This is a genomic window from Kribbella sp. NPDC031520 (genome assembly GCF_055580825.1).
Genome location: NZ_JBVIKS010000003.1, coordinates 229,347 through 250,745, shown reverse-complemented (window position 1 = coordinate 250,745; position 21,399 = coordinate 229,347). Strand labels below are relative to the sequence as shown.

Annotated in this window: 19 protein-coding genes; 14 read left to right on the top strand and 5 right to left on the bottom strand. The window is 68.8% G+C overall.

Features of this window, described 5'->3' with window-relative positions; all coding sequences use genetic code 11:
• Positions 1–109 precede the first annotated feature (109 nt).
• Both ACZ5BU_RS16585 and ACZ5BU_RS16580 read right to left on the bottom strand, forming a co-directional pair.
• Positions 110–379, bottom strand: a complete 270-nt coding sequence (locus ACZ5BU_RS16585) for a hypothetical protein (RefSeq protein ID WP_465699714.1) — start codon at positions 377–379, stop codon at positions 110–112.
• A gap of 48 nt (positions 380–427) precedes the next feature.
• Positions 428–1,120, bottom strand: coding sequence for a hypothetical protein (locus tag ACZ5BU_RS16580; RefSeq protein WP_465699712.1), 693 nt, complete (start codon positions 1,118–1,120; stop codon positions 428–430).
• Positions 1,121–1,442: 322 nt separating this feature from the next.
• Between ACZ5BU_RS16580 and ACZ5BU_RS16575 the strand changes: the two genes are divergently transcribed.
• From ACZ5BU_RS16575 to ACZ5BU_RS16560, 4 genes are all read left to right on the top strand, one after another.
• Positions 1,443–1,994, top strand: coding sequence for a hypothetical protein (locus ACZ5BU_RS16575; RefSeq protein WP_465699710.1), 552 nt, complete (start codon positions 1,443–1,445; stop codon positions 1,992–1,994).
• Between the two features lie 74 nt (positions 1,995–2,068).
• Positions 2,069–2,476, top strand: a complete 408-nt coding sequence (locus ACZ5BU_RS16570; RefSeq protein WP_465699708.1) for a hypothetical protein — start codon at positions 2,069–2,071, stop codon at positions 2,474–2,476.
• Positions 2,477–3,638: 1,162 nt separating this feature from the next.
• Positions 3,639–5,246: a sigma-70 family RNA polymerase sigma factor gene (locus ACZ5BU_RS16565; RefSeq protein WP_465699706.1), complete on the top strand. Its 1,608-nt coding sequence runs from the start codon at positions 3,639–3,641 to the stop codon at positions 5,244–5,246.
• A 171-nt stretch (positions 5,247–5,417) separates the two neighbouring features.
• Complete coding sequence (locus ACZ5BU_RS16560) at positions 5,418–6,242, top strand: VOC family protein (RefSeq protein WP_465699705.1); 825 nt, start codon at positions 5,418–5,420, stop codon at positions 6,240–6,242.
• Between the two features lie 24 nt (positions 6,243–6,266).
• Here ACZ5BU_RS16560 and ACZ5BU_RS16555 read toward each other — a convergent pair whose 3' ends face one another.
• Positions 6,267–7,241 carry an NmrA/HSCARG family protein gene (locus ACZ5BU_RS16555; RefSeq protein ID WP_465699703.1) on the bottom strand — a complete coding sequence of 325 codons (975 nt, stop codon included), beginning with the start codon at positions 7,239–7,241 and terminating at the stop codon, positions 6,267–6,269.
• Positions 7,242–7,322: 81 nt separating this feature from the next.
• Here ACZ5BU_RS16555 and ACZ5BU_RS16550 point away from each other — a divergent pair, with 81 nt between their 5' ends.
• Positions 7,323–7,811, top strand: a complete 489-nt coding sequence (locus ACZ5BU_RS16550) for a MarR family winged helix-turn-helix transcriptional regulator (RefSeq protein ID WP_465699702.1) — start codon at positions 7,323–7,325, stop codon at positions 7,809–7,811.
• Between the two features lie 9 nt (positions 7,812–7,820).
• Here ACZ5BU_RS16550 and ACZ5BU_RS16545 read toward each other — a convergent pair whose 3' ends face one another.
• Positions 7,821–8,192, bottom strand: coding sequence for a hypothetical protein (locus ACZ5BU_RS16545; protein WP_465699700.1), 372 nt, complete (start codon positions 8,190–8,192; stop codon positions 7,821–7,823).
• Positions 8,193–8,198: 6 nt separating this feature from the next.
• Here ACZ5BU_RS16545 and ACZ5BU_RS16540 point away from each other — a divergent pair, with 6 nt between their 5' ends.
• From ACZ5BU_RS16540 to ACZ5BU_RS16520, 5 genes are all read left to right on the top strand, one after another.
• Positions 8,199–9,107 carry an FAD:protein FMN transferase gene (locus ACZ5BU_RS16540; protein ID WP_465699699.1) on the top strand — a complete coding sequence of 303 codons (909 nt, stop codon included), beginning with the start codon at positions 8,199–8,201 and terminating at the stop codon, positions 9,105–9,107.
• Positions 9,107–9,652 (top strand): hypothetical protein, encoded by a 546-nt coding sequence (locus ACZ5BU_RS16535; protein ID WP_465699697.1) that lies wholly within the window; start codon positions 9,107–9,109, stop codon positions 9,650–9,652. Before ACZ5BU_RS16540 ends, ACZ5BU_RS16535 begins: the two co-directional genes overlap by 1 nt.
• Positions 9,649–10,848 (top strand): NADH-ubiquinone oxidoreductase-F iron-sulfur binding region domain-containing protein, encoded by a 1,200-nt coding sequence (locus tag ACZ5BU_RS16530; RefSeq protein ID WP_465699696.1) that lies wholly within the window; start codon positions 9,649–9,651, stop codon positions 10,846–10,848. The genes ACZ5BU_RS16535 and ACZ5BU_RS16530 overlap by 4 nt, the downstream gene beginning before the upstream one ends.
• A complete protein-coding gene (locus tag ACZ5BU_RS16525) occupies positions 10,845–11,042 on the top strand; it encodes a ferredoxin (RefSeq protein WP_465699694.1) in 198 nt (65 codons plus the stop codon). Before ACZ5BU_RS16530 ends, ACZ5BU_RS16525 begins: the two co-directional genes overlap by 4 nt.
• A gap of 115 nt (positions 11,043–11,157) precedes the next feature.
• A complete protein-coding gene (locus ACZ5BU_RS16520) occupies positions 11,158–16,020 on the top strand; it encodes an NAD-glutamate dehydrogenase (RefSeq protein ID WP_465699693.1) in 4,863 nt (1,620 codons plus the stop codon).
• On the opposite strand, the gene ACZ5BU_RS16515 is transcribed toward ACZ5BU_RS16520, so the two are convergent.
• On the bottom strand, positions 16,017–16,754 hold the full coding sequence (locus ACZ5BU_RS16515) for a GntR family transcriptional regulator (RefSeq protein WP_465699691.1): 738 nt from the start codon (positions 16,752–16,754) through the stop codon (positions 16,017–16,019). The genes ACZ5BU_RS16520 and ACZ5BU_RS16515 overlap by 4 nt on opposite strands.
• Before the next feature lie 145 nt (positions 16,755–16,899).
• Here ACZ5BU_RS16515 and ACZ5BU_RS16510 point away from each other — a divergent pair, with 145 nt between their 5' ends.
• The 4 genes from ACZ5BU_RS16510 (at position 16,900) to ACZ5BU_RS16495 (ending at position 21,145) form a co-directional block, all read left to right on the top strand.
• The gene (locus ACZ5BU_RS16510; protein WP_465699690.1) at positions 16,900–17,886 is read left to right on the top strand and encodes a Gfo/Idh/MocA family protein; all 987 of its coding nucleotides are present in this window, start codon (positions 16,900–16,902) and stop codon (positions 17,884–17,886) included.
• Positions 17,887–17,898: 12 nt separating this feature from the next.
• Complete coding sequence (locus tag ACZ5BU_RS16505; protein WP_465699688.1) at positions 17,899–18,783, top strand: sugar phosphate isomerase/epimerase family protein; 885 nt, start codon at positions 17,899–17,901, stop codon at positions 18,781–18,783.
• A 28-nt stretch (positions 18,784–18,811) separates the two neighbouring features.
• A complete protein-coding gene (iolC, locus tag ACZ5BU_RS16500) occupies positions 18,812–19,777 on the top strand; it encodes a 5-dehydro-2-deoxygluconokinase (RefSeq protein ID WP_465699687.1) in 966 nt (321 codons plus the stop codon).
• Between the two features lie 1,221 nt (positions 19,778–20,998).
• Positions 20,999–21,145 (top strand): hypothetical protein, encoded by a 147-nt coding sequence (locus tag ACZ5BU_RS16495; protein ID WP_465699685.1) that lies wholly within the window; start codon positions 20,999–21,001, stop codon positions 21,143–21,145.
• Positions 21,146–21,399: the final 254 nt, after the last annotated feature.

The window sequence follows — 21,399 nt, the reverse complement described above, 5'->3', positions numbered from 1 at the left end:
GCGACTACCGCAACGCCTCCGGCTTCCAGATCCGCGGTGTCCAGGTGGACACCCAGACCGAGCTCTGTCGTCGGCAGCAGCATCGCGAAGATCGTCAGCTCGTCGAAGATCAAGGGCCGTCGGTGATCGCGCACGGCGGCAAGGTGTGGCTGTTCACGTCCCGCGGCGACTGCCTCAACTGCTCGTACAACGCCGACGTGTAGTCCGCGAACACCTTCTGGGACGGCAAGTTCGCGCTCGTCAAGACCCTGATAACGACGGCGTCGACGAAGCTGTGCGGTCCCGGCGGCGCGGCCGTCATCAACGTCGGCCGTACCACCTGGATCGCCTTCCACGCGTACGTCGACGCGAACCACAACGGCGTCAAGGACTCCAACATCCACCCGGTCTTCACCGGTGTACTGAGGTGGGACTCCAACGGCCGCCCCTACCTGACCTGACGTTCGGCTGGGTCGTCGCCCCGTTGGTCCACCCGATGGGTGCCTGTCGGGTCGACGTGGAAGGTGAAGCCGTGCGGCGTGGTCCATTCGAGTGTCCTGTCGTCGATGCGGTGGACTTTCCATCCGCGGGCGTGGGTCTTCACCCGGTGGCCGAAGCGGCCCAACGGTGCGAGGTTGGTCGTACTGGTCTGCCCGGGTGGACCGAGCGGGTCGTAGGGCTGGATGTGGTCGAGGTCGATGGTGTTGGTGGTCTCGCGTGTGCCGTACGGGAACAGCTCGACCGGGTGGATCAGCTTGACCCGCTCCCGGATCCGGTTCGGGATCTCGTAGGCGTTGACGCTGACGGCGTCGTTGAGGTCGATGACCGGCTTCACGACGTACGGCCCGTGGCCGATCAGCTCGCTGAGCTGGGCGGCCAGGAGGGGGCCGATGGATTCCGCCCGTAGCACGCCGGTGCCGGTGGCGAGGGTGTGGTCGGTGAGGTGTACGACAACCTCGGTCTTGCCCGGGCGCACCTGTCCGCTGGACCGACGCGTTGGCATCTCCTCGCTGCCTGGATCGTCCGGCCCAGCCGGGCGAGCCTGGTTGTTGGGGTTGCCGAGGTCGCTCGGGTTGGCGTAGGCGTCGTGCTTGATCTGGGCGAGGCGGGCGTTGAGCGCCCGGAGCGCGGCAGCGTCCATCGGCGCACCCTCGTCGGGTTCGCTGTCGGAATGCCGGCCGTGCGCTGATGCGTGCCTGTCGAACGGATCAATCAGCGGATCGGGGTCATCAGGCCCGGCGGCTTCCAGCCACGGATCATCCGGAGGACCTAGCGGTTCGAACACGTCAGCTGCGTCGAGCGAACCTGTCGGATCGGAGCTGTCCGACCGGTCCGAGCTGTCGGGGCTGCGCGGGCTGTCAGGGCTGTCAGGGCTGTCAGAGCTGTCAGAGCTGTGCGGGCTGGCGATGTTGTGGGTGCGCTGCTCGGTGTCGCCGCCGCTCGCAGTCTGCGACGCGGCCCCGGTGCCTGGGTCGGAACTGCGTACACAGCTGGAACTGCAGCCGCTGCACGTGTCAGAGCTGCGGCCGGTGCCCGACGCCGTGCACGCGGAGGAGCTCTCGGGGATGGTGGCGGAGCTTGAGGCGGTGCCGCAGCTCGTGCCGGTGTCTGTTCCAGTCCTGGAGCTGGCGCGGGTGCCGGAGCTCGTGCTGTACCTGCTGCCTGTGACGGTGCTGGACCCGGACCTGGAGCCGGTGCTGGAGTCGATGTCAGAGCTGGACCCCGTGCCTGTGACGGTGCTGGACCGCGTACTGGACCCGGAGCTGGATCCGGCGCCCGTCTCCGAGCAGGAGCCGATGTCAGAGCTAGACCCGGTGCTGGACCTGGTGCTGGAGCCGATGTCAGAGCTAGACCCGGTGCTGGACCCGGTGCTGGAGCCGATGTCAGAGCTGGAGACGGTGCTGGAGCCCGTGTCAGGGCTGGACCTGGTACCCGTGTCCGTGCTGGTGGTGGGGCCGGGGTTGGGGTCGTCGTGCTGGTGGGGCTGGGCGGGGCGGCTGGCCGTGTGGCTCTGAGCAGCATGGGCGGCCTGGGCGGCTTGGGCTAGGAGTTCTTGGGTGAAGGTGGGGTCGGAGAGGACGTCGACGGCTTGGGCTCGGCGGTGTTGGAGGGGGCGGGTGTCGCCGAGGGTTTTGAGGGCTTCGGCGATGTCGGTGATGGCGGTGTTGTGGCGGTTGACCGTGGCTGCGGGGGCTTTGATGTAGATGGTGTTGTTGCCGTGTTTGTCGCCGCGGCCGACGAACACGCCGCGTTCGTCGGCCGCGGCTGCGGCGTCTTTGCGGGCTTGGTCGGGGTCGGCGTAGATCTTGGCGGCCTGGATGATCTTGGCGAGGCGGTAGGGGGAGATGGTGTCGATGATCGCGGCGGTGCGGTGGTCGACGTACTCGGCGGCGGCGTGGTCGAGCTTCGTGCAGGCGCGGACGATTTGGCGGGCTTTCCAGGGGGTGGCTTCGCCGGTCTGGATGCGGGACCAGGTCAGGGGGAACCGGTGTCGTAGGGCGAGGGCGTCGCCGATGAGGTCGCGGCCGACTCCCGGAGATACCCCGATGACCGTTGCGAACTCCGCGATACAGAACTCGGTGATGGCGGGGCAGCCGTCGCCGCCGAGGACGACTGCTTGCTCGCGGCCGTCGGTGGCGCGGCGGGCGGAGCGGGGTTCATGGGTTGTCGGGTGGTGGCGGTCGGCGTAGAGCTGGGCACATTCGAGGAGGTCGGCGTCGGCCTGGTTGGCTCGCGTGCGGCAGCCGGCGGCCCGTTCCAGCAGGTCGCGGGTCGTGAGCGCATCCAGGTCTTCTCCGAACATGTGTTCGATTCTATGGCATGCGGCGCGGGTCGCCAAATCGCCGGGGGACGCGGAATGCCTTGTCCACAAGGGGAAACATCACATGCGGACGGCGTCGAAAGTGGGTATAGGCCGGCGTGAGTGGCAGAGGTTCCGTGGGTCGTGGGGATTGGTTGCCGGGAGCAACTCGATCTACGACCGGGGGTCAGCCGAATGACGGGAGTCGGCGGGTTGCCGCCTGCGCGGGTGGTACGTGGGCGACGGTGCGGGGTTGCGGCAGCGGTCAGCAGTCGGGGACTGGTGGAGTCGGGCGGGGCCGAAGCGGACGAGCGGAGGCGCGCTGGGCGAGCGGAGGCGCACAGGTTGAGCGGAGGCGCACTGGGCGAGCGGAGGCGAAGCGGGCAAGTTGGAGGTCGGGGTTGGGTGTTGGCGGGTTCGGGGCGCGTCTATGTGTACGGCGCGCCGTACGCGATCGGTCTCGGGGTCAGTCGGATGCCGCGACCCTGCGGGGTTGCCGTACGTGCAAGTGGCATGTTGGCGTCGGATACGGGGATGCCGGCAGCGGTGCCAGCCGAGGGTGGGTCGAGTCGGGCGAGGTCGGAGCGGGCGAGTGGAGGTGTCGTGGGTGAGCGGAGCGCAGTGGGCTAGCGGAGGTGCGCAACCGCAACCACGGTGACCGCTAACACCCTGGTCAGCACTCAGGTCTTCGCCATGCGGGCAGCGTGGCGCTGGCCGCGACCACCGGAAATGCTCGGGAGCTGAGACGGCTGTCTTGTGGGTGAGAAATCGGTTGCTTGTTGGGTTTTCCGGGGACCCTGTGCGTGCTAGCGTCCGCAGGACGCAGCGCGGGGGCTGCGACACGGGAGGACGGGGAAGGATGTCCACTGATTTCAGTGGCCTGCCGGACGCGGAGTTGATCGCGCGGGTCCGGGACGGGGATGTGGCGGCGTTCGCCGTGCTGTTCGAGCGGCACCGGAGCGCGGCTGCGGCGTTCGCCAGGGGACTGTCGCCCGGCGCGGACGGCGAGGACCTGGTCGCCGAGGGGTTCGTGCTGGTCTTCGGGCAGTTGCGGCGCGGTGCAGGTCCGGACACGGTGCTGCGTCCATACCTGCTGACCACGATCAGGAATCTGCAGATCCGCAGGTCGCGGCAGGACAGCAAGCTCGTCCTGACGGACAGTGAGGAGGCGTTGGACTCAACGGCCGAGAGTACGGATGCGGCTGTCGACGCGTTCGATCGTGCTTCGGCGGTGGCTGCATTGCAGTCGTTGCCGGAGCGCTGGCAGCGGGTGTTGTGGCTGGTGGACGTCGAGCAGCGGGCGGTTTCGGAGATCGCGCCGGAGTTCGGGCTGTCGGCGAACGCTGTGTCCGCGTTGGCAGTGCGTGCCCGGGAGGGGCTGCGGCAGGCGTATCTGCGTCAGCATGTGGCGCTCGACGACGATGTCTGCCGGAGCATCGCCGATGATCTCCCGTCGTACGTCCGGGGCACGGCGTCGAAGCGGGCGATCGCGCGGATCGAAGCGCATCTGCCGACCTGTGCGAGCTGCGAGGCCGCGTACCGAGAGCTGGTCGAGGTCAATTCGCGACTCGGTGTTCTGCTGCTGCCGGCGTTGGTGGTCGGTGGGTACGCCGCTCAGCTGCCCGCGGCGACCTCCGCGACTCTCGTCGGGCGTGTGCTGCAGGCATTGAAGTCCAACGTCGGCGGTGTGAAGGTCGCCGTTGCCGTGGTGGGGTTGAGCGGGATTATTGGAGCCGTGGTGCTGGCTGCGCTCGTCAGCCCGTCGGGATACGGCGATCAGACCGAGGCCTTGGCGCGGGATCCTTCGTTCCCGGTACCGGCAACGCCGACCAGGTCGCCGACACCACAAGGCCCGTCGCCGACACCCCGTGCGCGTTCCACCCAGACGCCAACTGTGCACCCGACGGTCAGTACGAAAGCCGCGCGGCCGACTGATAGCCCGGCGACGCCAGCTGCCGATCCGAGCGAACGAGCGCGTCCGGCCGACGAGGCGCGTCCAACCGAACGGCCGCGTCCGACCGTCCGGTCGACGCCTGCCGTGAGCTTTGCCAGTGCGTCGCTGACCCAGCGTGGTACGTCTCAGCTTTTTGACGTCGCCCTTGTCGTACGGACGGCGCCTGGAGTATCGGCGCTGCGTGTCGTACTCCTTCTTCCGGCCGGCGCCTCGCCCGCCGACGGACAAGACGGACCGTGCCGCCGGACAGCGGACGTTCGTCTGACATGTGACCTGACGGCCGGCGCCAACCGGACAACCTCCGTGGAGGTCGCACTGCGCTATCCACGGCAACCGCAGGCGTCGATCGACGGCACAGTGGAAGCACTCAGCGGAAGCCGCGTCCTGGGCACGCGAACGTTTGCGGCAACCTGCACAGCAAGACTGCCTACGACCTCGGGCCGCAACACCACACAAGGTACGAAGACCCCGGCATCCCAGCGGCCGGCGCTACCGCGCCGCTGGGTTGGGTAGGAAGGCGGCGCCCGACTACGTACGTCGGGACCCTCTGCACCGCCTGTCCTCAACCAGAACGGAACACAGGAACCGTGACGCGAAATCCGGGAAACTTCTGATCTTCGCGTCATCGGTTACGGTGAGCGGTCTCTTGCTAACTGAAGAGTGCAACGTCAACGGGGAGAACGTATGGGTGAGCGCTGGTCCGACAAGGGATGTCTGGTGATTTGTCACGTGGACGATCCCGAGGAAGCTGCCGACTTCTATTCGAAGCTGTTCGGGTGGCACGTCGCGGCCGATCCGGTCGGGGACGGGTATCACCCGGCGTGGATCGCAGGAGAGCCGGTCGCGGCGATCGGGACGAAGCCGGACGGCGTGACGACCCGCTCCAACTGGATCACGGTCTTCCCGGTGCAAGGCGCCGTACCGCTGGTCGCGAGCGTCCGTGCCGCCGGCGGCGACGTACTCGAGACCGATCGATCGCTCGGTGCGCTCGGCGCGGTGACGATCGCGGCTGACCCGGTCGGTGCCGTCTTCGGGATGCGTTCCGGTGCTGTGACCGCTTTGCCCCAGGATGTTGAGTTCGGTCTGGCCTGCTGGACCGAACTCAGTACCCGCGCGCTGCCGGTCGCCCTGGACTTCTATCGCGGTCTCCTCGGCTTCGAGTACGGCCGTAATGATGAGGACGAGGCGGTCCTGGCGGTGGGGCGATCGCGGATCGCCTCGGTCCGCCCGTGCGAGACCGACCTTCCGGAAGCGGTGAAGTCGACCTGGGAGCCGCACTTCGCCGTACCGAACTGCGATCGATCCGTGGAGCTGGCGCTGCGGCTCGGCGCGGTTGTGCGCTCCGGGCCGCGGGACACCTCCGCCGGCCGGGTCGCGTTGGTCCAAGGGCCCCAGGGCGAGAACTTCACGCTGGTCGAACACGTGACCGCGTCCCGGGTGACCTTGCTCGCCGCCGCTTCCTCGCTCGGACTCGAACCCCCGCGGCCGGCGGCCCGTCGATCCGCCTGAGCGTGCGGCAGGGTCCGGATCTGTCTAGCTCTGCGCGGCTTTGAGTTCGTCGCGGTGCTTGTCGACCCAGGTCGCGAAGGACTCGAGCTCGGGGTTCAGCTCCCGGACCCTGGTGAGGTCGCGGTTGCCGGTGAACTCGTCGTGGTTCTCGGCGTAGAACTGGAACATGTTGCCCATTTCCACGGCCATCGGGAACGGGTACTCGCGGTACTCCGCCACGGTCGGCGCGTGGTAGACGACCTCCTCGCCGAGGGCCCTGGACAGGGTCTCGGCGTACTCGGCACCGGTGAGGTGGTCGCCGGCGATGCTGACGGTTTCGCCGATCAGGCCGGGGTCCTTGAGGATGGCGAACGCGGTGCGGCCGATGTCGTCGGAGGCGATGCCGGACAGCCGCCGGTCGCCCATCGGGAACGAGATCGCCAGCTTGCCGCCGGCGTTGCGGGTCGGCGGCGCCGTGGTGAGGAACGCGTCGAAGTAGAACGTGGTACGCAGGAACGTCGTCGGTACGCCGTACTTCATGAACAGCTCGTCCGCCTCGCCCTTCGCGTCGAAGTGCGGGACGGTGTACCGGCCGTCGTCCAGGCTCGGTACGTCGTCACGTCCCGCCAGGACCGGGCGGGTGTCCTCGAGCGTCGACCAGACCAGGTGCTGTACGCCGGCGTCCCGGGCGGCCCGCGCCGCCGTCTCGGCCTGCTCCAGTTCCATCTCGGCCCGCGTCCGTGCCGCCTCTTGTTCCGGGCTGAGCGGCGCCCAGTAGTTCGTCACCACGAACGCGCCGTACGCACCCTCGAACGCGGCCCGGACCGACGTCTCGTCGTCGAGGTCCGCCGACACCACCTCGGCACCTGCCGCCGCGAGCTCCTGAGCCTTCGCGGAGTCCGGGTTCCGGGTCAGCGCCCGTACGGCGTACTCGCCGGACCGGTCCGCGAGGATCGCGCGGACCACTGCGCCGCCCTGTGCCCCGGTCGCTCCGACGACGGCGATCAGCTTCTTGCTCATATCGGGTCACTCCCCATGAAGAGTTAGGTTGATGTGTCAACCCTACTCGCTCGGGTTGATGTGTCAACCTGAACCTGTACGATGGAGAGCGTGGGCAAAGGACCGTGGCTCGACGATCACGAGCAGAAGGCGTGGCGCAGCTACCTGTTGATGCAGCGGACGCTGGAGGCGCATCTGGAGCGGCACCTCCAGCGGGACTTCGGCCTGTCCAAATCGGACTTCGAGATCCTGGTGAACCTGTCCGAATCGGAACATGGCCGGATGCGTGCGTTCGAGCTGAGCCGGTCGACGCAGTGGGAGAAGAGCCGGCTGTCGCACCATCTGACCCGGATGGAGAAGCGCGGCCTGATCCGCAAGGAAGCCTGCGAGTCGCGGTACCCGGAGGTCGTCATCACTGAGGAGGGGCTCGCGGCGATCAAGGAGTGTGCGCCGGCGCACGCGGCGCGGGTCCGGGAGTTCTTCGTGGACGTGTTCGGGCCGGAGCGGTTCGCGATGCTCGGCGAGGCCGCGGACGAGGTCGTCGACACGATCGTCAAGCACTGTGACACCGACTGCCCGCTCGGCTCCTGAGAACTGCTCTCAGAGACCTTTCAGGAGAACTTGACGGTGGCTTGAGCTTCCCTTGGAGTGCGGCTGAGGCGCCTCGGCCGAGGCTTGGGGCATGGTCAGAACAGATGAATCCCAGCCCAACCGTCCGCGCTGGTTGCGCCGCGCCTCGGCCGCCGCGATAGCCACTGCCATGCTCGGCGTCGGCGCGACCGGAGTCTCGGTCGCGGTCGCCTCGTCGAAGCACTCGAGCAGCAGTACGTCGAGTACGACGTCGACCAGCGGCTCCGGCGACGACAACGGCAGCAGCTCGTCGAGCTCGGGCAGCGGATCCAGCAACGGCAGTTCGAGCAGCGGTCTCGGGTCGACCGACTCCGGCTCCTCCGGTTCGCAGGGTGGGAGCAACGGATCATGACCGCGTCGCGTACCTGGTCGGCGTGGAGTTGTACGGTCCGGCTGACCGTCGACGACCCCGCCGTACTTGGTGCGGCGTGCGGTGAACTCAAGGCGCTGATGGACCGGGTCGACAAGGCCGCGAGCCGGTTCCGCCCGGACTCCGAGCTGTCGGTCGTCAACAGTCGCGCCGGTGCGCTCGTACCGGTGTCGCGGCTGCTCGTCGACCTGGTCGACGTCAGCCTGGTCGCGGCCCAGGTCAGCGGCGGCGCGGTCGACCCGACGGTCGGTCCCGCTGTGATCGCGGCGGGGTACGACGCGGACATCGAGACCGTACGACGACGTTTCCCGCAGCCGTACGGCAACCAGGTCCAGGTTGCCGGCTGGCAGGAGGTCCGGCTGAACCGGAAGCTCGCGCTGCTCGGTGTACCGAAGGACTGCGCGCTCGACCTCGGCGCGACCGCGAAGGCGTGGACCGCGGACCGCGCGGCCAACCTGCTCAGCAAGCGCTACGGCTGTGCCGTCCTGGTCGAGATCGGAGGCGACCTGCGCGCTGCGGGTGCACCGAAGGAGCCCTGGATCATCACGGTCGCAGAGCGCGCCGGTGATCCTGGCGTACTCGTCACGCTGGCCCATGGCGGTCTGACCACCTCGACGCGCACGGTACGGCGTTGGCAGACGCCGACCGGGTACGGCCACCACGTCATCGACCCGCGTACCGGTCGTCCCGCGGAGGGCCCGTACCGGACTACGTTCGTCTGGGCGCCGACCGCAGTACGGGCGAACACCTTCAGTACGGCGCTCGTCGCGACCGGGGAGGCCGCGCTGGGACGGCTGAAGCTGGCGGGTCACCCGGCCCGGCTGATTGACGCCGACGGTGAGATCACCGAGTTGTCAGGTTGGCCCACAACGAGCAAGGCCGCCTGATGACGCTCTGGTACCTTGCTCGGGCGGCCGGCGTGGTCACGATGGTCATGTTCACGGTGTCCGCTGTGCTCGGCATGGTGATGCCGCGGCTGAAGTCGGCCGAGCGGCGGTTCTGGCTGCAGTACGTGCATCGCTCGGCGGCTGCGACCGGTCTGGTGTTGCTGGTGACGCACCTGGTCGCCGTGTTCGCCGACAGCTACGTGAGTATCAGTCCCGTCGTTCTTGTGTGGCCGTTCGCTTCTGGCTACCGGCCGTTCGCCATGGTCGTCGGTGCGCTTGCGCTGTACGGCCTGGTACTCGCCTCGGTCGTCGGAGCTGCCCGGGGGCGGCTGGCGTCGTCCGAGAAGTTCACGAAGTACTGGCGCAAGCTCCACATCGCTGCGTCGCTCGGCTGGCTGCTGTCGATCGGACACGCACTGCTGGCCGGTACGGACCGCAGTACGCCGTGGATGCTCGGCATCACGCTCGGCTGCCTGGCCGCTGTCGCGACCGCGGGCGCTTACCGCCTCAATGCATTGCCTACAAGAGCCTGGAGGACCCAGTGATCACCATCGACGAGACCAGGGTGATCGGTGAGGCGAGAGTCCTCGCTGGACTCGACCACGGCCGCCTGGACTTCCAGCGGCACCTCATGACGCACGGTCCGCAGCCAGAGCTCACCCGCGACGACTACCTGCAGCTGTGTGAGGCCGTAGGACTCAGGGGACGCGGTGGCGCAGCCTTTCCCGTCGCCTTGAAGCTCAAGGATCTGCCAGCACGTGGCGTGGAAGCAGTCGTGGTCAACGGCTCCGAGAGCGAGCCCGTGAGCCGCAAGGACCGCCTCCTCCTTACGCGGTCACCCCATCTCGTTCTTGACGGTGCGGTCGGTCTGGCACATGCACTGCGAGCGCCGCACGTGCTGATCGCCGTACACGACCCGGCCGCGGCCACGTCGCTGCAGGAGGCGCTGGTGGAGCGTGACGACCGCCTGGCGATCGAGGTACGTGAGACGCCGAACCGGTTCGTCGCAGGGGAGGCCCGTGCGGTGTTGAGCGTGCTGGAGGGCGGTACCGCCGTACCACCGGGGCGCAGGGTGCTGCCGACGCGCAAGGGGTACCACGGGCGGCCGACGTTCCTGTCCAACGTGGAGACGTTCGCCCAGCTCGCCGTACTGGCACGGCTGGGGTCCCGTGGTTTCAGCAGCACCGGGCTGACCAGCGAGCCGGGTACACAGCTACTGACGCTCGGTGGTGCCGTACAGCGGCCAGGTGTAATCGAGACACCGACTGGTGTCCCACTGGATACAGTCCTGCAGTACGCCGGTGCAGAGCCGGGTCCTGTCCTACTGGGCGGCTACCACGGCCGCTGGCTACCTCACACGGACGGTGTGACGCTCCAGCGACCGGAGGTGTCCGCGGGCATCATCCTGGCGCTCGGCTCCGACACCTGCCCGCTGGGAGAGGTCACTCGCGTGGCCGAGTGGCTGAGAGGTCAGTCCGCCGGCCAGTGCGGTCCGTGCGTCTTCGGACTGGCGTCCCTGGTCGACGACTTCGCCCGGATGACGGTCGGCGACCCGGACGGTTGGTACGACGCTCAACGGCATCTCGGCCTGGTTCCGGGCCGCGGGGCCTGCGCGCACCCGGACGGTGTTGCGAGGTTCCTCACATCGGCCCTCGAGGTTTTCGACCACGACGTACGTCGTCACCTGAACGGCCAGGGGTGCGGCCGGCCCGTGCTCGGAGTATTAGGGGGCACGAGATGAGCAAGCTCGAGATCGACTGGACCCGGTGCGACGGACACGGTTTGTGTGCAGGGCTGTTGCCCGAGGACGTGGTCCTCGACGAGTGGGGATTCCCGGTCCTGCGGGGCCGCGAAATCACCGCCGGTGAGCTCCCGGACGCACGCCGCGCAGTCCTCGCCTGCCCGGCCCTCGCACTGCGCCTCACCAAACGATGACAGGCCCGTCCCGAGACCACACCAGTGACAAAGGTGGACTAATCTCTGAGTGACCGCACAATGTGGTGCGGTCCGGCGGGATCGACGCCGACGTCACGTGTGGAGACGGTGGGGAATGCAGAGCAAGCTGGACGTTCTGAAGGCTGATGTGATCGCCAAGGCGGTGGCCACGGGGACCCATGGGCACGACAAGCTGGTCGACCCGGTCAAGCTGAAGACCTTCCTCGAGCAGTACTACCGGCACGTCGCCGCCGAGGACGTCGCCGAGCGCCAGCCGAACGACTGTCTCGGCGCCGCGCGGCACCAGTACAAGTCGGCCATGTCCCGGCCGCAGGGCACGGCGAAGGTGCACGTCTTCACCCCGACCCCGGAGGAGAACGGCTGGTCCGCCGCCGGGCGTACCGTGGTCGAGATCGTCGTCGACGACATGCCGTTCCTGGTGGACAGCGCGTCGATGGTGATCACCGAGCGCAACCTCGAGCTGCAGCTGCTGATCCACCCGCAGTTCGTCGTCCGCCGCGACGTCGCCGGCACCCTCCAGGAGGTGTTGGACGACACCACCAGCGCGGAGGGGCACGACCTGGTCCGCGAGAGCTGGATGCACCTCGAGATCGAGCGGATCGCCGACGTCGCCGAGCACCGCGCACTCGAGCAGGAACTGCAGAAGGTCCTGAACGACGTCCGCGAGGCCGTCGAGGACTGGCCGAAGATGCACGAGAAGGCGGTCACGATCGCCGCCGGCCTGAACGCCGCCGACCTGCCGGTGCCGGAGAGCGAGGTGGAAGAGGCCCGCGAGCTCCTGGAGTGGCTCGCCGACGAGCACTTCACCTTCCTCGGCTACCGCGAGTACGACTTCACCATGGAGGGCGAGCAGGGCATCCTGCGCGGCAGCCCGGGCACGGGCCTGGGCATCCTCCGGCCGGACCCGAAGCCGGGCTCCGGCAAGCTGCCGCCGGAGGTGAGCGCGAAGGCGCAGGAGCGGAAGCTGCTGATCCTCACCAAGGCGAACTCGCGCTCCACGGTGCACCGCTCGACGTACCTGGACTACGTCGGCATCAAGCAGTTCGACGAGAACGGCGAAGCGGTCCGTGAGTGCCGGTTCATCGGCCTGCTGTCGTCGACGGCGTACACCGAGAGCGTCATGCAGGTGCCGGTGCTGCGGCGTAAGGCGCTGGAGCTGTTCCGGATGACCGGCTTCGACCCGAACAGCCACAGCGGCAAGGGCCTGCTCGACGTGCTAGAGACGTACCCCCGTGACGAGCTGCTGCAGGCGCCGGTGGAGGACCTGCTCCCCATCGTGCAGTCCGTGCTGCACCTCCAGGAGCGGCGCGCGGTCAAGCTGTTCGTACGCCGTGACGTCTACAACCGGTACCTGTCCTGCCTGGTGTACCTGCCACGTGACCGCTACACCACTGCGGTCCGGCTGAAGATGCAGCAGATCCTGAAGGACGCCATCGGCGCTGAGAGCGTTACGTACGCCGCGTACGTCACGGAGTCCGTGCTGGCCCGCGTGCACTTCGTCGTACGGATGAAGCAGGGCGAGACAGTCGGTGAGTACGACGCGGACGTGCTCGAGCAGCAGGTGGTCGACGCTACCCGTGCGTGGGCGGACGACTTCACCGCGGCGTTGCACGCGCAGGGCGGCGACGGTGCGGTGACCAAGCTGGCCCGCCGGTACGCGAACGCGTTCCCGGAGGCGTACAAGGAGGACTTCGACGCGCGGGTAGCGGTCAACGACGTCCACGTGCTCGAAGGGCTGCCGGCGGACAACGGGCTGGCCATGTCGCTGTACAGCCCGATCGACGAGGAGTGGGAGGGCGAGCGTCGCTTCAAGGTGTTCCGCACCGGGTCGGCGTTGTCGCTCTCGCAGGTCCTGCCGCACCTGAGCGCGATGGGCGTGGAGGTTGTCGACGAACGCCCGTACGAGATCCGCTGTGCCGACGGCACGACGTCCTACATCTACGACTTCGGCCTACGTGCACCTGAGGACACCGAGCAGCGCGAAGAGTTGCGCACGCTGTTCTCGGACACGTTCCAGGCTGTCTGGGAAGGACGGGCCGAGTCCGACAAGCTCAACGCGCTCGTACTGCGTGGCAGCCTCAGCTGGCGGCAGGTGTCCATCCTGCGCGCGTACCAGTGCTACCTCCGGCAGGGCGGTACGCCGTTCAGCCGCGACTACATCCACAACACGTTCCTCAACCACGTGGACGTCGCGAACCTGCTGGTGCAGCTGTTCGAGACCAGCTTCGACCCGGTGCGCGGCCCGGCCGACGACCCGGACCGGACCATGCGTGCGGACCAGTTGGAGAAGGAGATCCTGGCCGCGCTGGACACGGTGCAGAGCCTGGACGAGGACCGCATCCTGCGTTCGTACCTGACCGTGATGAGGGCGACGCTCCGGACGAACTACTTCCAACCGGGCCCGGACGGGCAGCCGCGCTCGTACATCTCGCTCAAGCTGGAGCCGAAGGCGATCCCGGATCTGCCGCAGCCGCGGCCGGCGTACGAGATCTTCGTCTACTCGCCGCAGGTCGAAGGTGTGCACCTGCGCTTCGGTGCGGTCGCGCGTGGTGGTCTGCGCTGGTCGGACCGGCGCGAGGACTTCCGGACCGAGGTGCTCGGTCTGGTCAAGGCCCAGATGGTGAAGAATTCGGTGATCGTGCCGGTGGGCGCCAAGGGCGGGTTCTACGCCAAGCAGCTGCCGGACCCTTCGGTCGACCGGGACGCGTGGCTCGCGGAGGGCATCTCGTCGTACAAGACGTTCATTTCCGGGCTGTTGGACATCACCGACAACATCGTTGCCGGTGACATCGTTCCGCCGCGCGACGTGGTCCGGTACGACGGCGACGACGCGTACCTGGTCGTTGCCGCCGACAAGGGCACGGCGACGTTCTCCGACATCGCGAACGGCGTCGCGAAGGAGTACGGGTTCTGGCTGGGCGACGCGTTCGCGTCCGGCGGCTCGGTCGGGTACGACCACAAGGCGATGGGGATCACCGCGCGCGGCGCGTGGGAGTCGGTCAAGCGGCACTTCCGCGAGATGGGTATCGACTGCCAGAACGAGGACTTCACGGTTGTCGGCGTCGGTGACATGTCCGGCGACGTGTTCGGCAACGGGATGCTGCTGTCCGAGCACATCCGGCTGGTCGCGGCGTTCGACCACCGGCACATCTTCCTGGACCCGGCGCCGGACGCGGCCGCCTCGTTCGCGGAACGGCGACGGCTGTTCGAGCTGCCGCGCTCGTCGTGGGCGGACTACGACGCGTCGCTGATCTCCACCGGCGGTGGGGTGTACCCGCGGACCGAGAAGGCGATCCCGATCTCGCCGGAGGTCCGCGACGTACTCGGGATCGAGGGCAGCCCGGTGACGCTGACGCCGGCCGAGCTGATGAACGCGATCCTGAAGGCCCCGGTCGACTTGTTCTGGAACGGCGGCATCGGCACGTACGTGAAGTCGTCCGCCGAGTCGAACGCGGACGTCGGCGACAAGGCGAACGACGCGATCCGGGTGAACGGCGCCGAGCTGCGCGCCCGGTCGGTCGGCGAGGGCGGCAACCTCGGCTGCACCCAGCTCGGCCGGATCGAGTACGCCGCGGCCGGCGGCCGGATCAACACCGACTTCATCGACAACGTCGCCGGTGTGGACACCTCCGACCACGAGGTGAACATCAAGATCCTGCTGGACAAGGTGGTTGCGGACGGCGACCTGACCGAGAAGCAGCGCAACGACATCATCGCGTCGATGACCGACGAGGTCGGCGCGCTCGTCCTGAAGAGCAACTACCGGCAGAACATCGCGCTGGCGAACGCGTCCGCGCAGGCGTCGGCGCTCCTGCACGTCCACCAGGACTGGGTCCGGCGGCTGGAGCGGCAGGGCCTGCTCGACCGTGAGCTGGAGTTCCTGCCGAGCGTCACAGAATTCAAGCGGCGCAAGGCCGAGGGACGTGGGCTGACGTCGCCGGAGCTGTCGGTGCTGATCGCGTACACCAAGATCGTGATGGAAGCCGAGCTGCTCAAGACCTCGCTGCCGGACGACCCGTTCCTCAAGCACAAACTCGCCAGCTACTTCCCGAAGGCGATCCAGGAGCGGTTCGGCGAGCAGATCCAGAGCCACCAGCTGCGCCGCGAGATCATCACGACGCAGGTCGTCAACGAGTTCGTCAACACGTCCGGGATCACGGCGTACCACCGGCTGTCGCTGGAGACCGGCGGCACCGAGGAGGACGTGGTCCGCGCGAATCTCGCGGCGTCGCGGATCTTCGCGCAGCCGGAACTGCTCGCGCGCAACGCCGAGCTGGACAACGTCGTCGACGCCGAGACCCAGACGGGGATGCGGCTGGAGACCCGTACGCTGGTCGAGCGCGCCACCCGCTGGCTGGTGTCGAACCGGCGGCCACCGGTGGACATCGATGAGCTGATCGAGTTCTTCGGACCGGGGATCGCGAAGCTGACCGCGGCACTGCCCGAGGTGCTGCGTGGCCGGGAGCTCGCGCTGTTCGAGCAGCGGCGGGAAGCCCTTGTGCGGAAGGGGGTTTCGGAGGACTTCGCGACCCGGATCGCCGTCCTGCCGCCCGCGTACGCCGGGCTCGGGATCGTCGAGACCGCCTCCCGTGACGACATCGACATCCTCGAGGTCGCCAAGGTCCACTTCGCGCTGGCGGAGCGGCTGCAGCTCGGCCGGTTCCTGGAACGGATCATCGGCCTGCCCCGCACCGACCGGTGGCAGACGATGGCCCGCGCCGCCCTCCGCGACGACCTGCACTCGGTCCACGCCCGCCTGACCCGCCAGGTCCTGGCCGGCACCGACGCCTCCGCCGAACCCGAGGACCGCGTCATCGCGTGGCAGGACCGGAACGCCGTCGCCCTGTCCCGCGCGGCCTCCATGCTCGAGGAAATCGTCGAGACCGAAGGCCCCGAACTGGCCCAGCTCTCGGTCGGCCTCCGCCTGGTCCGGACCCTGATCGCCAACCAGGCTTAACGCTCGGAGACGACGACGTCGACGGAGTACTGGTCGGCTCGGTAGCAGTGGCTGCCGTATTCGACCGGCGTTCCGTCGGCGGCGTAGGCGGAGCGGGTCATGGTGATCAGGGGCTCCGCCTTGGACATGTGCAGCGTTCGGCGTTCCTCGGCGGTGGCGTTGCGGGCGCCGATCCGCTGTCGGGCCACCGTCGGGCGGATGCCGCGGGCGCGGAGTACGGCGTACAGGCCCTCGTTCGTGAGTTGTTCGAGGGTGAGGTCACCGAGGGCCGGGGGCAACCAGTTCCGCATGATCGCGAGCGGCAGGTCGTCGGCGTACCGGAGTCGCACGATCGACACCAGCAGCGTGTTCGGCGGGAGTTCGAGTACGGCGGCGGCGCGTTCGTCCTGCGCGGCGCAGTCCAGCGCGAGTACTTCGGTACGCGGGGTCCGCCCCTCGCGGGCGAGGTCGTCGTACAGGCTGGTGAGCTCGGCCTTGCGGTGCACCATCTGGTTCGCGACCGTCGTACCGATGCCACGGCGGCGGACCAGCAGGCCCTGGTTGACCAGCTCGGAGATCGCCCGCCGCACGGTCGGCCGGGACAGGCTGAGCCGGTCGGACATGCCGATCTCGTTCTCGAACGGATCACCCGGCCGCAGCCGGCCGTCGGTGATGGCAGCGGTCAGCTGCTCGGCCAGCTGGTGGTACAACGGCACCGGGCTGCTCCGATCGAGCTGGATCGGCAAGGCAGTCATGGGCGGATGCTACCTCCTCATGTCCAGACGTGAGAATGTGTTAACAAAGTATTGACACCCCGGGGCGCGGCCGGAAAGCTGACGGGCGAACCGGCGCGCCACTCGGCAATGTGGTGCGCCTGAGACTCGAGAGAGGGCTGCGCGGATGCGGATCGGGTTGGTCGGGGTCGGGCGGATCGGGGCGTTCCACGCCGCGACGCTGAAGGGGTTGCCGGCGGTGGATCAGGTGGTCGTCGCCGACGCGGACCCTGCCCGGGCCGAGGCGATCGCGAAGGAGTTGGGCGTGTCGTCGGTCCCCGACGTACCGGCGCTGCTCGCGTCCGGTCTGGACGGGTTCGTGATCGCCGCGGCGACTTCCGCGCACGCGTCGCTGATCGAGGCGGGGCTTGCGGCCGGCGTACCGACGTTCTGTGAGAAGCCCGTCGCGCTCGACCTGGCCGAGACCGAGCGGGTGGTTGCGCTGGTCGAGGCGTCGACAGTGCCGGTCCACATCGGTTTCCAGCGCCGCTTCGACGCCGGGTACCAGGCCGCGCGGGCCGCGGTGCAGTCGGGCGAGCTCGGGTTCGTGCACCACATCCGCGCGAACACCAACGACGCGTTCCCGCCGCACCACGAGTACATCCCGCAGAGCGGCGGCTTCTTCCGCGACTGCACGGTGCACGACTTCGACATCGTCCGGTACGTCACCGGCCGCGAGGTGGTCAGCGTGTACGCGACCGGCGCGAACCGCGGTGAGACCTTCTTCGGCGAGTACGGCGACGTCGACTCGGCTGCGGCGTTGCTGACCCTGGACGACAGCACGTTCGTCGCGGTCAGCGGTACCCGGTACAACGGCGCCGGTCACGACGTACGGATGGAGCTCCACGGCAGCCTCGGTTCGCTCGCAGTCGGCCTCGACTCACACACCGCGCTGCGTTCGGCCGAACCCGGCGTCACGTTTCCCGAAGGTCCGCCGCACATGACCTTCATGGACCGGTTCCAGCCCGCGTACGTCGCCGAGCTGACCGCCTTCACCGAGGTCGCCGCCGGTACTCGCGAGGTACCGTGCAGCGTCCGCGACGCGCTCGCCGCGTTCCGGATCGCCGACGCCTGCGAACTGTCCCGCCACGAAAACCGCATCGTCACGCTCTGAGGGGCTCTTGCTATGACCGAAATTGCTGCCCGGATCGCCGGGGCCCCGATCTCCTGGGGCGTGTGCGAGGTACCGGGCTGGGGTTGGCAGTACGACGCCGAGACCGTACTCGCCGAGATGCGTGAGGTCGGCCTGGCGGCGACCGAGTTCGGGCCGGACGGGTTCCTGCCCGACGACCCGTCCGACAAGGCGAAGACGCTCGCGGACGCCGGGCTGCGCGCGGTCGGCGGGTTCGTTCCCGTCGTACTGCACGATCCGTCGTTCGACCCTTCGGCCGACGTTGCGGCTGCTTTGGAAGGGTTCGTGGCGGCCGGTGCAGGGACGTTAGTGCTTGCCGCTGCGACAGGTTCCGAGGGGTACGACGATCGTCCCGTGCTGGACGCTTCCGGCTGGAGTACGTTGCTTCGCCGCCTCGACGAGCTCTCCGAGCTGGCAGCTGCGCGAGGTGTGCTGGCGACGATCCATCCGCACGTCGGGACGATGGTCGAGAACGCTGACGACGTCGCGCGGGTCCTGGACGGGTCGTCGATCGGACTGACGCTGGACACCGGTCACCTGCTGATCGGCGGCGTGGACCCGGTCGCGCTGGCGGTCGGCAACGCCGCGCGGATCCGGCATACGCATCTGAAGGACGTCGACGCCGCGTGGGCCGCGCGAGTGCAGTCGGGCGAGGTCACGTACACGGACGCCGTACGCCAGGGTATGTACCGCCCGTTGGGGGCCGGCGACATCGACATCGCCACGATCGTCGGCACGCTGGAGAAGTCCGGGTACGACGGCTGGTACGTCCTCGAACAGGACACGATCCTGCCGGACCGGCCGACCGGCGAGGGACCGGTGACGGACGTACGGGCGAGTATCGCCCAGCTGCACGAGATCGCCGCGACGGTTCGATGACGCTGGACCGGCGGGATGGGAAGGTCTGATGGTGGACGACGTACAGCTGGACGTACTGACGATCGGGCGGATCGGGGTCGACCTGTACCCGCTGCAGCTCGGCACGCACCTGGAGGATGTCACCTCGTTCGGGAAGTTCCTCGGCGGCAGCGCGACCAACGTCGCCGTCGCCGCGGCCCGGCACGGCCGCGCGTCGGCGGTGATCAGCCGGACCGGCAACGACCCGTTCGGCACCTTCATCCACCGCACCCTCGGCGAACTGGGCGTCGACGACCGCTTCGTCACCGCGGTCGACGGCCTGCCGACGCCGATCACGTTCTGCGAGATCTTCCCGCCGGACAACTTCCCGCTGTACTTCTACCGCTTCCCCAAGGCCCCCGACCTCGTCATCAACGCGTCGGAGCTGGACCTCGCCGCGATCCGCGACGCCCGCATCTACTGGTCCACCGTCACCGGCCTCTCCGCCGAACCGTCCCGCTCCGCCCACTTCGCCGCCTGGGAAGCCCGCGGACGGAAGCCTGCCGACGGAACGTTCACCGTGCTCGACCTCGACTACCGGCCGATGTTCTGGGCGGATCCTTCGGAGGCGCACGACCAGGTCTTGCGCGCCCTGGAGCACTGCACTGTTGCTGTGGGCAACCGTGAGGAATGCGAGGTCGCAGTCGGCGAGACCGACCCGGACAAAGCCGCCCAAGCGCTTCTCGACCGCGGCCTCGAACTCGCCGTCGTCAAACAAGGCCCGCGCGGCACCCTCGCCCGCACCCGTGACGAGCGCGTCGAAGTACCGCCGTACCCGGTCGAGGTGGTCAACGGCCTCGGCGCCGGCGACGGCTTCGGCGGAGCCCTCTGCCACGGCCTCCTGGCCGGCTGGCCGCTCGAGAAGATCATCCGCTTCGCGAACACCGCCGGCGCGATCGTCGCCTCCCGCCTCGAATGCTCCACCGCCATGCCCACGACCGCCGAAGTCCTCTCCCACCTGCGAGCCGAAGCATGACCCCCCACGACGAAGACCAGTACTCCGAGAACGCCCGCCCCCTCCCCATCCGCCCCCGCCCCACCGAGGACCCGGAAGCCACCATCCAAACCCCCGGCCCCAACGACCCGACCCAGCAGTTCTCCCGCACCCCTCAACCGAACGCCCCAACCCCCCGGCCCCCACACACCTCCGGCCCGACCGACCCGACCGCCCAGGTCCCGCGCCCGTCCGGCCCCAACGATCCGGCGACCCAGGTCCCGCGCACGTCCCTCCCGAACGACCCAACCGTCCGGACCACGCGCACGCGTGGCACCAACGACCCGGCCGACCAGGCCACCCGCCGGCCCGCGCCCGACGAGCCGACCGTCATCACACCCGCGGCAACGACCCCCCGCCCCCCGCACGACCCTGCCCCCCAAGCCGCCACCTGGTGGGTAACCCCGTCCCCAACCACCCCACCCGCCCACTCCCCGTCCCCGAACGACCGCATGCTCCGCGCCAGGACGCCGAACGATTCAACCCCCCGCGGTACGGTGCCGGGCAATCCAGCGGCCGGCGGCAGGACGCCGAACGACCCCACGGCCTTCGGCACAGCGCCGAACGACCCGGCGACACGTCGCACGGCCTCGAACGACGATCGAGCTATCGCGCCGGACGCCCCAGAACCACGCGAAACGCCGTCGAACGATCCGGCGGCCCGCAGTACAGCCCCGAGCGCGCCGACCGTCTCGGCCCAGCACCGCCACGCCCCCTCCACGCCGACCCACGCCGCCGGCCCGACGGATCCGACAGTGGTACTGCGGCGTCCGCAGCAGACGGATGCGCCGCCCGCCGGCCACGACGCTCGAACCGCCGGCCTCGGTGAACCGACCGCCCGGACAGCAGACGCAACTGGTGCAACCGGTGCGAACACCGCATTCGAACGCCACACCGACAGCACCGACAGCAGTTCGGCCCCGAACGACCCCACGGTGCTAGCGCACCGCCCGCACGACCTGAGCGCAGCAACCTACGCCGAACAGAACGACCCAACCGTGCTCGCCCGCCACCCTGGAACCGCCCAGCTACCAGGCGCGGACGACGTCACCGTCATCTCAAACCCGAACGATCCCACCCTCGCCGCCCGCCGACCGGCCGCGCCACTACCCGACGCCCGCGGCACCGCCACACACCGATCCGACGTACCTGCGCCCGACGATCCGACGGTCGCAGCGCGCCAAACGGACGTGCCCAGGCCCGATGCCCGCGTCGCAGCTCACCGAGGCGACGCACCTGGCGCCGACGCCCACGGAGCTGCATCGCAACGAGTTGACGTGCCTGCGGCAGACGAGCCGACGGTTGCGGCGCGGCGAGCTGACGTGGCTGGGCCTGATGACGTCACCGTGATCGCGGATCCGACCGACGTGAACCTGGGGGCGAACGAGCCGACGGTTGCAGTCCGTCGGAGCGACGCATCCGGGCCTGATGACGCGACGGTGCTCATGACCACCTCGCCGTCTGCAGGTGCCGACGGTCAGACGACTGTGATCGCAAACCTGAGCCTTCCGGCTGAGCAGCCCGCAGGTGCGCAGAACGCTGACGCTCCTCAGGCCCCACCCGGCCACCAGCTGACCGGTCAGACCCTCCGCGGAGCCCAACAA

Coding starts and splice junctions, on each gene's coding strand:
- ACZ5BU_RS16495 (WP_465699685.1), top strand. CDS start 20,999: ATGCCCGCGTCGCAGCTCACCGAGGCGACGCACCTGGCGCCGACGCCC.
- iolC (WP_465699687.1), top strand. CDS start 18,812: ATGGTGGACGACGTACAGCTGGACGTACTGACGATCGGGCGGATCGGG.
- ACZ5BU_RS16535 (WP_465699697.1), top strand. CDS start 9,107: ATGACGCTCTGGTACCTTGCTCGGGCGGCCGGCGTGGTCACGATGGTC.
- ACZ5BU_RS16555 (WP_465699703.1), bottom strand. CDS start 7,241: ATGAGCAAGAAGCTGATCGCCGTCGTCGGAGCGACCGGGGCACAGGGC.
- ACZ5BU_RS16550 (WP_465699702.1), top strand. CDS start 7,323: ATGGAGAGCGTGGGCAAAGGACCGTGGCTCGACGATCACGAGCAGAAG.
- ACZ5BU_RS16505 (WP_465699688.1), top strand. CDS start 17,899: ATGACCGAAATTGCTGCCCGGATCGCCGGGGCCCCGATCTCCTGGGGC.
- ACZ5BU_RS16585 (WP_465699714.1), bottom strand. CDS start 379: ATGTTGGAGTCCTTGACGCCGTTGTGGTTCGCGTCGACGTACGCGTGG.
- ACZ5BU_RS16510 (WP_465699690.1), top strand. CDS start 16,900: ATGCGGATCGGGTTGGTCGGGGTCGGGCGGATCGGGGCGTTCCACGCC.
- ACZ5BU_RS16540 (WP_465699699.1), top strand. CDS start 8,199: ATGACCGCGTCGCGTACCTGGTCGGCGTGGAGTTGTACGGTCCGGCTG.
- ACZ5BU_RS16520 (WP_465699693.1), top strand. CDS start 11,158: ATGCAGAGCAAGCTGGACGTTCTGAAGGCTGATGTGATCGCCAAGGCG.
- ACZ5BU_RS16565 (WP_465699706.1), top strand. CDS start 3,639: ATGTCCACTGATTTCAGTGGCCTGCCGGACGCGGAGTTGATCGCGCGG.
- ACZ5BU_RS16560 (WP_465699705.1), top strand. CDS start 5,418: ATGGGTGAGCGCTGGTCCGACAAGGGATGTCTGGTGATTTGTCACGTG.
- ACZ5BU_RS16525 (WP_465699694.1), top strand. CDS start 10,845: ATGAGCAAGCTCGAGATCGACTGGACCCGGTGCGACGGACACGGTTTG.
- ACZ5BU_RS16515 (WP_465699691.1), bottom strand. CDS start 16,754: ATGACTGCCTTGCCGATCCAGCTCGATCGGAGCAGCCCGGTGCCGTTG.
- ACZ5BU_RS16580 (WP_465699712.1), bottom strand. CDS start 1,120: ATGGACGCTGCCGCGCTCCGGGCGCTCAACGCCCGCCTCGCCCAGATC.